Source organism: Herbiconiux sp. (genome assembly GCF_023264855.1).
In the GTDB taxonomy this organism is placed as follows: Bacteria; Actinomycetota; Actinomycetes; order Actinomycetales; family Microbacteriaceae; genus Herbiconiux.
Genome location: NZ_JAHFUW010000005.1, coordinates 128,366 through 140,447 on the forward strand (window position 1 = coordinate 128,366; position 12,082 = coordinate 140,447).

Genomic DNA, 12,082 nt, shown 5'->3' on the forward strand with positions numbered 1-12,082 from the left:
AGCATGCGCGCACTGCTGTTCAACGACATCCGTTCCGTGTCGGTCGAGACCGTTCCCTATCCTGAGATCGTGCATTCCACCGACGCGATCGTGCGGGTGGTCGCCACCTGCGTGTGCGGCTCCGACCTCTGGTTCTACCGGGGCGACACGCCGCGGAAGGCCGGATCACGGGTCGGCCACGAGTTCGTGGGCGTCGTGGAGGCCGTCGGCACCGACGTCGGCCGGCTGAGCGTCGGCGACTTCGTGATCGCTCCCTTCACGTACAGCGACGGCGTGTGCGCGCACTGTGTGAACGGCATCACCTCGTCGTGCATCCACGGCGGTTACTGGGGTGCGGGCGGCGTCGACGGCGGCCAGGGGGAGTACGTGCGCGTGCCTCAGGCCGACGGCACGCTCGTGGTGGTGCCCGGCGGGCGGCCCGACGACGCGCTCATCCCGCACCTGCTCGCCCTCAGCGACGTGTGCGGTACCGGCCACCACGCTGCGGTCGGTGCGGGGGTGAAGCCCGGATCGGTCGTGGCGGTGGTCGGCGACGGCGCGGTGGGGCTCAGCGGTGTGCTGGCGGCCCGCCGGCTCGGCGCCGAGCGCATCCTGGCCCTCAGCCGCAACCCGGCCCGGCAGGCGCTGGCCACCGAGTTCGGCGCCACCGATCTGATCGAGGAGCGCGGCGAGGCGGCCGTGGAGGCCGTGCTCGAACTCACCGGCGGACTCGGGGCGGATGCGACGCTCGAGTGCGTGGGCACCGGCGAGTCGCTCACTACGGCGTTCGCGATCGCCCGGCCCGGGTCGCGGGTCGGCTTCGTGGGCGTGCCGCACGACGCCGAACTGCCGCTGTCGATCGCCTTCTACAACAACGTGGGCCTCGGCGGGGGAATCGCGCCCGTGCGCGCCTACATCCCCGAGCTGCTCGACGACGTGCTGGCCGGGAGCATCCTGCCCGGCAAGGTGTTCGACCTCGAGGTCGGCTTCGAGCAGCTGCCCGAGGGGTATGCGGCGATGGATGAACGCCGGGCGATCAAGGCGATGGCGCGACTGTGAGTGTGCGACTGTGAGCGAGGGAGCGGCACGATGACCGAACACCAGGAGATCCTGCGCCGCGAGCCCGGCGACGTGGTGCAGGGCGAGATCGTTCCGGATGACGCCGTACGCGAGGAGCCCGGCTTCGGGGTCGCCGTCGCGCAGTTCGCACCCGGCCCCGACAAGGCCGCCAACCTGGCCACGATCGCCCGTCTGGCCCGCACTGCTGCGGCACGCGGCGCATCCCTCGTCGTCTTCCCCGAGTACTCCTCGTACTTCGTCGATCCGCTGGGCCCCGCCCTGGTGGAGAACGCCGAGCCGCTGGACGGCCCGTTCGTCACCGCGCTGGCCGAGCTCTCCACCGAGCTCGACGCGCACCTGATCGCCGGGCTCGTCGCGCGGGGCTCCGACGAGCGCCGCTTCCGCAACCTGCTCGTGGCCGTCTCTCCGGGCGAGGGCCTCGTAGCGAGCTACGGCAAGCTGCACCTCTACGACGCCTTCGGCGGGCGGGAGAGCGACTGGGTCGAGGCCGCGGCCATCGACGAGCCCCAGACCTTCTCGATCCAGGGCGTGACCATCGGGATGCAGACCTGCTACGACATCCGCTTCCCCGAGGTGTCGCGCCGTCTCGTCGACGCCGGTGCCGACCTCGTCGCCGTGCCCGCCGAGTGGGTGCGCGGCCCGCTCAAGGAGCACCACTGGCGCAGCCTCGTGACGGCCCGCGCCCTCGAGAACACGATCTACGTGGCGGCCGCCGACCAGACCCCGCCGATCGCCGTCGGCGCGAGCCTGGTCGTCGACCCGATGGGCGTGACGATCGCCTCCCTCGCCGAACGCGAAGACGTCGCGGTCGCCTGGGTCGACCCCCGCCGCCTCGACGAGGTGCGCCGCGTCAACCCGGCGCTCGCCCTTCGCCGCTTCCGCGTGGAGCCGGTTTAGCTGCGTCAGAGGCCTCTCGCCTGCGGCGAGGGGCCTCTGACGGTCGCGCCGGTCCCCGCCCGGCGCGAGGCGGCATGTTCGGGTGCGGTCGCTTCGCGGCCACGCCCTCACCCTGGGTCATCGAGTACGGCCCGAGACAAGCTTCGCGAGTGACCATTCGGGGTCACTCCGGCGGGGCGGGGCGGGCCGTCTAGCGGGAGAGGCGGGAGAGCTGGGCTGCGGCCCGGTCGAGCACGTCGGTCTTCTTGCAGAAGGCGAAGCGCACGAGGGAGGCGTACTCGTGGGCCAGCTCGGGGTGGCAGAAGGCGCTGATGGGCACGCCGACCACGCCGGCCAGGGCGGGCAGCTCACGGCACAGGGTCGCCGCATCCGGGTACCCGAGAGGGGCTGCATCCGCGACCACGAAATAGGTTCCCCGGGGGATCGTCACGTCGAAGCCGGCCTTCACCAGGCCCTGCGAGAGCAGGTCGCGCTTGGCCTCGAGGGTCGAGGCGATGCCCTCGAAGAACGCGTCGGGCAGGCCCAGCCCCACGGCCACGGCGGGCTGGAACGGCGCGCCGTTCACATACGTCAGGAACTGCTTCACCGCCAGGATCGCGGTCACCAGCTCGGGGGTCGAGACGACCCAGCCGATCTTCCAGCCGGTCGTGCTGAAGGTCTTTCCGGCCGAGGAGATGGTGACCGTGCGCTCCCGGGCCCCGGGCAGGCTGGCCACCGGGATGTGGCCCACACCGAAGGTGAGGTGCTCGTAGACCTCGTCGGTGACGATGATCGCGTCGTGCTCGTGCGCCAGCTCGACGATCAGCTCGAGCGTCTCCAGCGGCAGCACCGTGCCCGTCGGATTGTGCGGGTTGTTGATCAGGATGATGCGGGTGCGGTCGGTCACGGCGGCGCGCAGCTCGTCGTGGTCGGGCTGCAGGTCGGGGCGTCGCAGCGGCACCGTCTTGTGCACGCCGCGGGCCAGCGAGATCAGCCCGCCGTAGGCGTCGTAGAAGGGCTCGAGGGTGACCACCTCGTCGCCGTCGTCGACGAGCGCCAGGATGGTCGCGGCGAGGGCCTCGGTGGCGCCTGCCGTGACGAGCACCTCGCGGTCGGGATCGGCGCCGATGCCGTAGAAGCGCTGCTGGTGCGCGGCGATCGCCTCGCGCAGAACCGGCATCCCGGTTCCCGGCGGGTACTGGTTCACGCCGTCGGCGATCGCGCGGCGTGCGGCGTCGAGCACCTCCTGAGGGCCGTCCTCGTCGGGAAAGCCCTGCCCCAGGTTGATCGCCCCGGTCGCGTTCGCCAGCGCGCTCATCTCGGCGAAGATGGTGGAGGCGATGCGGCCGTCGGGCGTGAGCAGGCCCGCTCCGCGCGCGGTGCGCTGCCAGGATCCGCTGATCGTCATGGTGTGGTGCTCCTCGGGTCGTCCGGCTTCCAACTTAGTGCCCCGGCCCCCGGCGGCCTTTGAGGGCTGAGTCATAAGCAGACGGCAGACTGCATACAGCCCGTCCATAGAGAACCCTCAGCTTCGGTGAGGATGCTTGCGAGTGCTTGGAAGGAGCACCAACCCATGTCAGAGAGCACCGAGAACCACGACGGCACTCCCGCGGACGCCGAGGGCGCACAGCACGACGCCTCGTCCGAGGTTGCGGCCGCGACCGAGCGCATCGACGCGCCCGTCGCCGAGACCACCCCCGAGACCACCCCCGGCGTCGAGCAGGCCGCCCCCGCCGCGACCGCGGAGACCACTCCCATCGCCGAGCCGGTCGCGCCGGTCACCCCCAACTACGGCAACGACGCCACCACGGCGGTCGTCCCCCCGGTCTACCCCGGCGCGGCACAGCCGCCCGTGCAGCCCGCCGCCCCGCAGTACCAGGCACCGGCGCCCTACTACCCGCCGACCGCGCCTCAGCAGCCCGTCGCCCAGCAGCCCGTCGCCAACTACGGCGGCGGCTCCTTCGGCACCCCGCCGAACGGCACGCAGCCCTACGGCGCCGTGCCCGACCCCAACTTCAACTCCGCGCTCTACGCCGCATCCGGCGCCTACGCCAACCAGGCCAAGGCCCCCAAGGCTCCCAAGAAGCGCCGCGGGGGAGTCGCCCTGGTGGCCGCCCTCGCCATCGGCGCCCTGATCGGCGGCGCCTCCGGAGCCGGTGTCACCGCCTGGGTGGTCAGCCAGAACGGCGGCACCTCCAGCACGAGCGCCTCCAGCCCCACCAGCATCACCGTGAACAACCCCGACAACGCGAACGTGGTCACCGCGGTCGCCGCCAAGGCCTCGCCCTCGGTGGTCACCATCTCGGTCTCCGCCAGCCAGGCGGCCGGCACCGGATCCGGCGTGGTGCTCTCCGACGACGGCTACGTCGTCACCAACACCCACGTCGTCACCCTCGACGGTGAGACCGCCAGCCCCGACATCCAGGTGCAGACCAACGACGGCAAGATCTACAAGGCCACCGTCGTCGGTACCGACCCGGTCGCCGACCTCGCCGTGATCAAGCTGACGGACGCCTCGGGCCTCACCCCGATCGAGTTCGGCGACTCCTCCAAGCTCAACGTCGGCGACGTCACGATCGCGATCGGCGCTCCGCTCGGCCTCTCCGGCACGGTCACCAACGGCATCGTGAGCTCGCTGAACCGCTCGATCACGGTGGCCTCCTCGGCGGCCCCCGACGACACCGAGACCAACCCGACTCCGGATGACGGCAACGGCAACGGCGATCAGGGTCCGTACGACTTCTGGAACTTCGACATCCCGGGCCAGGGCGGCGACAGCCAGACCCAGACGCCCAGCACCCAGCAGTCGAGCATCTCGCTCTCGGTCATCCAGACCGACGCGGCCATCAACCCCGGCAACTCCGGCGGCGCCCTGCTCGACTCCGAGGGCAAGCTGATCGGCATCAACGTGGCCATCGCCAGTGCCGGATCCGGAGACAGCAGCTCGCAGTCGGGCAACATCGGCGTGGGCTTCTCCATCCCGGCCAACCTGGTCAAGCGCGTCACCGACGAGATCATCGCGAACGGATCGGCCACCCATGGCCTGCTCGGCGCGACCGTGGGCGACGCGGCCTCGGCGGAGAACAGCACCACGGCCGGTGCCCTCATCCAGTCGGTCACCAGCGGGGGAGCCGCCGAGAAGGCGGGCCTGCAGGCCGGCGACGTCGTCACGGCCTTCAACGGCCTGCCCGTCACCGACTCGATCGACCTCACGGCGCTGGTGCGCACGCAGCCCGCCGGCGGTGACGCCCAGCTCACCTACACCCGGGGCACCAGCTCCAAGACAGTGGACGTGACCCTCGGGCAGCTGGCCCAGTAAGGCTCGCCCGAAAGGGCGGAGCGCTCCCCGGGGCGCAGGAACGGGGCTGGTAGGCTCGTCGTCGCACTGCGCGACGGTGGCCCGCCGGCCCCGTTCCGCGTTCCGGCACGACGAGCGGATCCGATGACAGACCCCTACGAGCACGCCCCCGGCCACCCGGCCCCGGATGTGCTTCCCGGCGTCTCCTACGTGATGCCGGTGCTGAACGAGGTCACGCACGTCGAGGCCGCGATCGCGAGCCTGCTCGACCAGGACTACACCGGGCCCTTCGACGTGATCGTGGCGCTCGGCCCCTCGATCGACGGCACCACCGAGTTGGTGGAGCGGCTCGCCGTTGTCGACCCGCGTATCCGGGTGATCGAGAACCCCACGGGCTCCACGCCCAGCGGGCTCAACGTGGCCATCCTCGCGTCGGCCTACCCGGTGGTGGTGCGCGTCGACGCGCACTCGCTGCTGCCGCGCCACTACACCCGGGTCGCCGTCGAGGCGCTGCTGCGCTCGGGCGCCGCGAACGTGGGCGGCATCATGAAGGCCGAGGGCACCACCCCGTTCGAGCGGGCGGTCGCCGTGGCCTACGGCTCGAAGGCGGGCCTGGGCGGCGGTGCGCACCACGTGGGCGGCCAGGAGGGCCCGGCCGAGACGGTGTACCTCGGCGTGTTCCGCCGCGAGTGGCTGATGCGCGTCGGCCTGTTCAACGAAGACATCCGCCGGGGGCAGGACTGGGAGCTCAACCACCGCCTGCGCGCCGCCGGCGGCGTGGTGTGGTTCACGCCGCGCCTGGTCGTCATCTACCGCCCGCGGCCCTCGCTCGAGCGCCTGGCCCGGCAGTTCTTCTCCACCGGACTCTGGCGCGGCGAGCTCGCGCGGCGCTTCTTCAGCGCGAATGCGCTGAAGTACTTCGTGCCGCCGGTGACGGTCGCCGTGGCCCTGCTCGGACTGCTCGCGGGCATCCTGGGCCTGATCCTCACGGCGAGCGGATCGGAGACGGCCGGCGGCATCCTGACCATCGGTTTCGTGGTTCCCGCGGTGTACCTGCTGTTCGTCGTGGTCGCGGCCGTGGGCGCCGCGCGCCAGGCCGGTGTTCGCAGCGGCGCGTGGTTTCTCGTAGTCTTGCCGTGCATCCATTTCAGCTGGGGGCTGGGATTCATCCTCGGTTTCCTCACGCTGACGAAGAACATCACGGCGCACACGGGAAGGTGACTGTGTCCCCATCCCGCCCCGCCGCCGAGCGTCCGCAGTCGATCGCCCAGCTGAAGGCCGTCGCCCAGCCGCCTGAAGTGCGCGGCCGCCGCAACGCCGAGCACTGGACGGCGTCGCTGTACCTGCGCCGGCTGTCGCCCTACGTCACCTGGATGCTGCTGAAGACCTCGATCTCGGCCAACGGCGTGACGGGGCTGATGATCCTCACGGGCTGGGCCACGGCCGCCGCCCTGCTGATCCCCGGCATCGGTGGTGCGGCCCTCGCGCTGGTGCTCGGCCAGCTGCAGATGCTCGTCGACTGCTGCGACGGCGAGGTCGCCCGGTGGCGGCGCACCTCGTCGCCCGCCGGCGTGTTCCTGGACAAGGTCGGGCACTACACGACCGAGTCGCTCATCCCGATCGCGCTCGGCCTCCGGGCCGCCGGTCTGCCGTTCGACGCGCCGGAGGACTACCTCTGGACGACCCTCGGCCTCCTGCTGGCCCTCGTGATCGTGCTGAACAAGGCGCTCAACGACATGGTGCACGTGGCGCGGGCGAACGCCGGGCTCGAGAAGCTGGCCGACAAGCAGGGCGAGTCCGAGCCCTCGCAGGCGCTCGTCGCGCGTCTGCGCCGGGCCGCCCGGTTCGTGCCGTTCCACCGGCTGTACCACTCGGTCGAGCTGACGATGCTGATCTTCGCCACGGCGATCGTGGGGCTGTTCGTGGGCGGTGCCGGCGGTGATCCGATCGTCGCCGACCGCGTGCTGCTGGTCGCGCTCGTGCCGCTGTCGATCCTGGCGCTGATCGGGCACTTCGTGGCGATCATGGCCTCCAAGCGGGTGCGCTCCTGAGCGGCGCCGCTCCCACCATCGGGGTCGTGCTGCTCACGCAGGGGCGGCGCCCCGGCGACCTGCGGCGAGCCGCCGAGTCGCTGCTGGCACAGCAGGGGGTCGCTCTCGACGTGCTGTGCGTGGGCAACGGCTGGCAGCCCGAGGGGCTTCCGGATGCCGTGCGAACCCTGGCCCTGCCCGAGAACCTCGGCATCCCGGCCGGCCGCAATGCGGGTGCCGAGGCCGTGGCGGGGGAGTACGTGTTCTTCCTCGACGACGACGCGAGCCTGCCGTCGCCCGGTTTCCTGGCCGGAGCCGTCGATCGTCTCCGGGCGGATCCGAGCATCGGCCTGCTGCAGCCGCGGGTGGTCGATCCGTCGGGTGTCACCAACCCGCGCCGCTGGGTGCCGCGCATCCGCAAGGGCGAGGCGACGGCATCCGGGCCCGTCTTCTCGGTCTGGGAGGGCGCCGTGCTGCTGCCCCGGGCCGTCTTCGACGCCACGGGCGGCTGGGCCGATCCGTTCTTCTACGCCCACGAGGGCATCGAGCTGGCGTGGCGGGTGTGGGACCAGGGCTTCCGCACCTGGTACGACGGCGAGCTGGTGGCGAACCACCCCGCGATCGAGCCGAGCCGGCACGCCTACTACTACCGTCTGAACGCGCGCAACCGGGTGTGGCTGGCCAAGCGCAACCTGCCCTGGGTGCTGGTGCCGCTGTACGTCGGCAGCTGGACGGGCATCCAGGTGCTGCGCTGGGCCCGCCGCCCGGCGGCCCTGCGTGCTTGGTTCGGCGGCTGGGCCGAGGGCTGGCGCGCGACTCCGGGCGGCCGCCGCCCGATCTCGTGGCGCACGGTGCTGCGGATGACGCGCGCCGGCCGCCCCCCGATCGTCTGAGCACACACGCGTCCGATCGTGCGACGAGGGGCGCCGGGCGGGTCAAGGTCACGATTGCCTAAAGAAGCGGGCCGCGCGGGCCCATCCGTCCGGTGCGCCGAAAGCGCCTGGTTAGCCTTGACGGGTGGGTGTTCTGAGTGATGCGAAACTGGGTTGGGGAGCGCTCCGCGAGCTGCTGAGGGGGCGCGCGGTGCGCTCGAAGCTGGCCGCGCAGCTGGCCGCCCGGGCGCCGCTGCCGCGCAACCGCTTCGTGATCGGCGTGTACTTCGCCGATGCCCCGGTGAACCTGTACCAGATGCGCCAGTGGTACGCGCCGCTGGTCGAGCTGGCCAAGACGCACCCCGTCGTCATCCTGAGCCGCAGCCCCGCCGGCACCAGCGCGCTGCTGGCCGAGTCGCCCATCCCGGTGGCGTACGTGCGCAAGGTGAGCGACCTCGAAGACTTCCTGCTCGAGCACGAGCTCAAGATCGTGCTGTACGTCAATCAGAACGCCCGCAACTTCCAGATGATGCGCTACGGGCGCCGCTGGCACGTCTTCGTCAATCACGGCGAGAGCGACAAGATGTACATGACCACCAACCAGTTCAAGGCCTACGACTACTCCTTCGTGGCCGGCGACGCGGCGGTGGCCCGGCTGCAGCGCGTGCTCTGGGACTTCGACTTCGACAAGCGGGCCATCCCGATCGGGCGGCCCCAAGCCGATCACTACCGCGGGGTCACGCCGTTCCCGGCCGACGGCCGCACCATCGTGCTCTACGCACCCACCTGGGAGGGCGACCGGTCGGCCGCCGCCTACGGATCCATCGCGACGCACGGCGAGGCTCTGGTCCGCGCCGTGCTGAGCTCACCCACGCACCGGCTGATCTACCGCCCGCATCCGCGCAGCGGTGTGCTCGACCCGGCGTACGCCGCCGCGAACCGGTCGATCGTGGCCGCGATCCATGCCGCCAATGCCGCCGATCCCGAGGCTCAGCACGTATACGACACCGGCGCCGAGCTGGGGTGGCAGCTCGCCGCCGCCGACGTGGCCGTGGTCGACATCTCGGCGATGGTCTACGACCGGCTGGCCACGGGCAAGCCGCTCCTGATCACCCGGCCGGTGTCTCCGGATGCCGCCATCGACACGGGCGGCTACCTGTCCGACTGCGAATGGCTGACGGTCGACGAGGCGCCGCACGCCCTGGCGCGGATCGAGCAGGTCTCGCACGACTCGGCCGCGAACGTGCGCCTCGGCCGCTGGGTGACCCACTACTTCGGCGACACCACGCCAGGCGCGGCCACCCGCCGCTTCCACAAGGCGATCGACCACCTGCTCGCGGAGTGGGACCGCAACGCGGCCCTGCACGCCCGTGACGAGCCGGTCGACCTCCGGGAGATCTCGGCCGAGGCCGACGCCGAAGAGAAGAGCTAGCGGGGGCCGCTCAGCTGCTACGGCGGGTGAGGGCGTACTTGGCCACGATCACCGCGACGCCCGCGATCAGCAGGAAGACCGCCGCCGTGACGAGCATGGGGGTGAAGTCGTAGCCGGTCTGCGCCAGGCTGGGCTGCGTCGTCACGTCGTCTGCCGACGAGACCGCGGCGAAGGCGGCGGACGCACCGAGGCCGACGATCGAGACGAGGGCGAGAACGGCCCCCGCGAGGGTGGCGGTGATTCGTCTTCTCACGACATCCCCCTCACCGGTATCGACATGGCCACGACGTGCAGGCGATCACAATTCGATACGACCTGACTGAACTACCAGGATACCACCAGGTTGGCGAAGCGCCGCAATCAGATGCGGATGTCGCCGGGCAGGTCGTTCCGCCCGTCGTGGGGGAGCGGGGCCTCGGTGATCGCCTTCCGGCGCCGGGGCAGTGCGGGCAGACGCCGGGTGATCGGTCTGCCGGGGCCGAGCTCCTTCGACGGCTTGGGTTCTTTGGGCGCCTTCATGGTGATGGCCAGCTCCGCCGGGAACGTGAACGGCGGCGGCCCGAAGGCGGTGCGCGCGCTCTGGATGACCGTGCGGCCGAGCACGAGGTTGCCCACGCCGCCGATCGCGGCCCCGACACCGAACGGGATCGCCCGCCCGATCACGTTCGTGCCCTGCCCCACGGCGAAGCGGCGCACGAAATGGTTCTTCAGCTGGTCGGCCACCGGCCCCACCACGAACTGCGGCAGGCTGCTGGTCACCACCTGCCCCCAGTACGCGTTGCGGCCCACACCGCCGGTGGCCTGCCCGGCGATCTGCTTGAGCAGGTCGCTGCCGGCCTTTCCCATCAGCAGCGTCATCACCAGGGCGCGCGATCGATCCGGGTCGTCCAGCGCGAAGCCGTGCACCTCGGTGACCGACTGGGCGAACAGGGCCGTGGTCTCCAGGAACCCCGCGGTCTCGACAGCACTGAGTCCCAGCGAGATGCCGGTGCCGACGAACGGCAGCATCGCGCTGGCGCCCACGGCGGCGCCCCCCGTGGTGACGGCGGCGACGTAGCGACGCTCCAGGATGACCAGCAGCTGTTCGGGGGAGGCGTTCGGATGCAGGCGACGGATGCTGCGCAGATGCGCCAGCACGGCGGGCCGATGCACGCTCAGCAGTCGGTCGATGTTGCGCTCGAGTCGGGTGGGCATGCTTCTACTCTGCTGTGTTCCGCTGGATAGTGCGCGAGAATGCACGGTATGCGCCGAAAACATGCCCGCAAGGTCTTGGAGCAGTTCTCGCTGGTCGACGCCCTCGTCGCCGGGCTCTTCGACGGGGTCTTCAGCCTCGAGGAGGTGTCCCGGGCCGGCACGCTGGGCCTCGGCTGCGGCGACCACATGGACGGCGAGCTCGTGCTGCACGAGGGTGTGTGGCGCCAGTTCCACGGCGACGGCAGCGTGAGCGTTCTCGGTGCGGCCGACACCGTCCCGTTCGCCGAGGTGGTCGACTTCGATCCCGACCGCACCGAGCTGATCGAGGCCGTGCCCGGCTTCGAGGCGCTGGCGGCCGAGATCGCGGCGCTCGTGCCCAGCCCCAATCTGTTCCACGCCGTGCGCTTCGACGCGCATTTCGCGAGCATCAGCCTGCGGGAGGCGGTGCGGCAGGAGAAGCCGTACCTGCCGCTGGCACAGGCGGTGCACACGCAGCGCGAGATCGTGCTGAGCGACGTGTCGGGCACCCTGCTCGGTTTCGTGGCGCCGCAGGTGTTCCAGGGCGTGACCGTGGCGGGCCCGCACTTCCATTTCGTCGACGAGAGCGGACAGCAGGGCGGCCACGTGCTCGGCCTGACCGGAGCCACCGGCGAACTGGCCGTCGAGACGTACTACGGCGTCACCGTGCACCTGCCGGGCTCGCCCGACTACCTGGCGGCCGAACTGGATCCCGAGGGCGCGGATGCCGCCATCCGGCACGCGGAGTCCGATCATCAGCACTGAGAGAACGGCCTCCGCCGGCTGGATCGAGCACCATGTCGAGATCGTGCACCTGCTGGCGTCGCCCCGGCACCGCTACGACGGCCGGCCCGCCGACGGCCCGGAGCCGCTGCCGGCGCACGCGGCATCCGAGATCCGCGAGGAGATCGAGCTGCGTGAGGGGCGTGGCATCGTCGGCGACCGCTTCTTCGGCCACGGGGCCCACAAGACCGCGCTGGTGACCGTGATGGCCGAAGAGTCGCTGCACCGGGTGCGTGAGGACCTCGGGGTGCCGCATCCGCTGGACCCGGCTGCGACCCGGCGCAACATCATCCTGCGCGGCGTCGACGTCGACCGCCTGCCCCGCACGCCGTTCAGCCTCGATTCCGGATCGGGCCCGGTGCTCTTCCAAGGGCACCGCCCGGCCAACCCCTGCGCCTGGATGGACGTGGTGCTGGCGCCCGGCGCCCACAAAGCGCTGCGCGGCCGCGGCGGCGTGCGCTGCGAGCCGCTCACCGACGGCCGCCTGCGCCTCGGCCCGGCGCTGCTGCGCGCGCCCCTC

12 protein-coding genes are annotated in these 12,082 nt (G+C 71.4%); 9 read left to right on the forward strand and 3 right to left on the reverse strand.

Translation table 11 applies throughout. The features are described from left to right. Positions 1–3 precede the first annotated feature (3 nt). Both Q0D75_RS03710 and Q0D75_RS03715 read left to right on the forward strand, forming a co-directional pair. On the forward strand, positions 4–1,038 hold the full coding sequence (locus Q0D75_RS03710; RefSeq protein ID WP_291049519.1) for an alcohol dehydrogenase catalytic domain-containing protein: 1,035 nt from the start codon (positions 4–6) through the stop codon (positions 1,036–1,038). A 30-nt stretch (positions 1,039–1,068) separates the two neighbouring features. Continuing rightward, positions 1,069–1,956: a carbon-nitrogen hydrolase family protein gene (locus Q0D75_RS03715; RefSeq protein ID WP_291049522.1), complete on the forward strand. Its 888-nt coding sequence runs from the start codon at positions 1,069–1,071 to the stop codon at positions 1,954–1,956. Between the two features lie 190 nt (positions 1,957–2,146). On the opposite strand, the gene Q0D75_RS03720 is transcribed toward Q0D75_RS03715, so the two are convergent. After that, the gene (locus Q0D75_RS03720; protein WP_291049526.1) at positions 2,147–3,343 is read right to left on the reverse strand and encodes an aminotransferase class I/II-fold pyridoxal phosphate-dependent enzyme; all 1,197 of its coding nucleotides are present in this window, start codon (positions 3,341–3,343) and stop codon (positions 2,147–2,149) included. 165 nt (positions 3,344–3,508) lie between these two features. Here Q0D75_RS03720 and Q0D75_RS03725 point away from each other — a divergent pair, with 165 nt between their 5' ends. The 5 genes from Q0D75_RS03725 (at position 3,509) to Q0D75_RS03745 (ending at position 9,567) form a co-directional block, all read left to right on the forward strand. Then, entirely contained in the window at positions 3,509–5,254 is a 1,746-nt protein-coding gene (locus Q0D75_RS03725) for a trypsin-like peptidase domain-containing protein (protein WP_291049528.1), read from the forward strand. A gap of 123 nt (positions 5,255–5,377) precedes the next feature. Then, complete coding sequence (locus Q0D75_RS03730; RefSeq protein WP_291049531.1) at positions 5,378–6,454, forward strand: glycosyltransferase family 2 protein; 1,077 nt, start codon at positions 5,378–5,380, stop codon at positions 6,452–6,454. Positions 6,455–6,456: 2 nt separating this feature from the next. Next, positions 6,457–7,284 (forward strand): CDP-alcohol phosphatidyltransferase family protein, encoded by an 828-nt coding sequence (locus Q0D75_RS03735; RefSeq protein WP_291049534.1) that lies wholly within the window; start codon positions 6,457–6,459, stop codon positions 7,282–7,284. Then, the gene (locus Q0D75_RS03740) at positions 7,281–8,156 is read left to right on the forward strand and encodes a glycosyltransferase (protein WP_291049564.1); all 876 of its coding nucleotides are present in this window, start codon (positions 7,281–7,283) and stop codon (positions 8,154–8,156) included. The genes Q0D75_RS03735 and Q0D75_RS03740 overlap by 4 nt, the downstream gene beginning before the upstream one ends. A 124-nt stretch (positions 8,157–8,280) precedes the next feature. Continuing rightward, entirely contained in the window at positions 8,281–9,567 is a 1,287-nt protein-coding gene (locus Q0D75_RS03745) for a hypothetical protein (protein ID WP_291049537.1), read from the forward strand. Between the two features lie 10 nt (positions 9,568–9,577). Here the strand turns inward: Q0D75_RS03745 and Q0D75_RS03750 are convergent, their stop codons facing one another. Both Q0D75_RS03750 and Q0D75_RS03755 read right to left on the reverse strand, forming a co-directional pair. Continuing rightward, positions 9,578–9,820 carry a hypothetical protein gene (locus Q0D75_RS03750; protein ID WP_291049539.1) on the reverse strand — a complete coding sequence of 81 codons (243 nt, stop codon included), beginning with the start codon at positions 9,818–9,820 and terminating at the stop codon, positions 9,578–9,580. A gap of 107 nt (positions 9,821–9,927) precedes the next feature. Next, positions 9,928–10,761 (reverse strand): hypothetical protein, encoded by an 834-nt coding sequence (locus Q0D75_RS03755; protein ID WP_291049542.1) that lies wholly within the window; start codon positions 10,759–10,761, stop codon positions 9,928–9,930. Between the two features lie 48 nt (positions 10,762–10,809). Between Q0D75_RS03755 and Q0D75_RS03760 the strand changes: the two genes are divergently transcribed. Next, positions 10,810–11,544, forward strand: a complete 735-nt coding sequence (locus Q0D75_RS03760; protein WP_291049545.1) for an acetolactate decarboxylase — start codon at positions 10,810–10,812, stop codon at positions 11,542–11,544. A gap of 43 nt (positions 11,545–11,587) precedes the next feature. Then, the coding region (locus Q0D75_RS03765; protein ID WP_291049548.1) for an MOSC domain-containing protein at positions 11,588–12,082 on the forward strand (495 nt) is incomplete at its 3' end.

Excerpts from the sequence above, each read along its gene's own strand:
- Q0D75_RS03710 (WP_291049519.1), top strand. The coding sequence starts at position 4 with ATGCGCGCACTGCTGTTCAACGACATCCGTTCCGTGTCGGTCGAGACC.
- Q0D75_RS03715 (WP_291049522.1), top strand. The coding sequence starts at position 1,069 with ATGACCGAACACCAGGAGATCCTGCGCCGCGAGCCCGGCGACGTGGTG.
- Q0D75_RS03720 (WP_291049526.1), bottom strand. The coding sequence starts at position 3,343 with ATGACGATCAGCGGATCCTGGCAGCGCACCGCGCGCGGAGCGGGCCTG.
- Q0D75_RS03725 (WP_291049528.1), top strand. The coding sequence starts at position 3,509 with ATGTCAGAGAGCACCGAGAACCACGACGGCACTCCCGCGGACGCCGAG.
- Q0D75_RS03730 (WP_291049531.1), top strand. The coding sequence starts at position 5,378 with ATGACAGACCCCTACGAGCACGCCCCCGGCCACCCGGCCCCGGATGTG.
- Q0D75_RS03755 (WP_291049542.1), bottom strand. The coding sequence starts at position 10,761 with ATGCCCACCCGACTCGAGCGCAACATCGACCGACTGCTGAGCGTGCAT.
- Q0D75_RS03760 (WP_291049545.1), top strand. The coding sequence starts at position 10,810 with ATGCGCCGAAAACATGCCCGCAAGGTCTTGGAGCAGTTCTCGCTGGTC.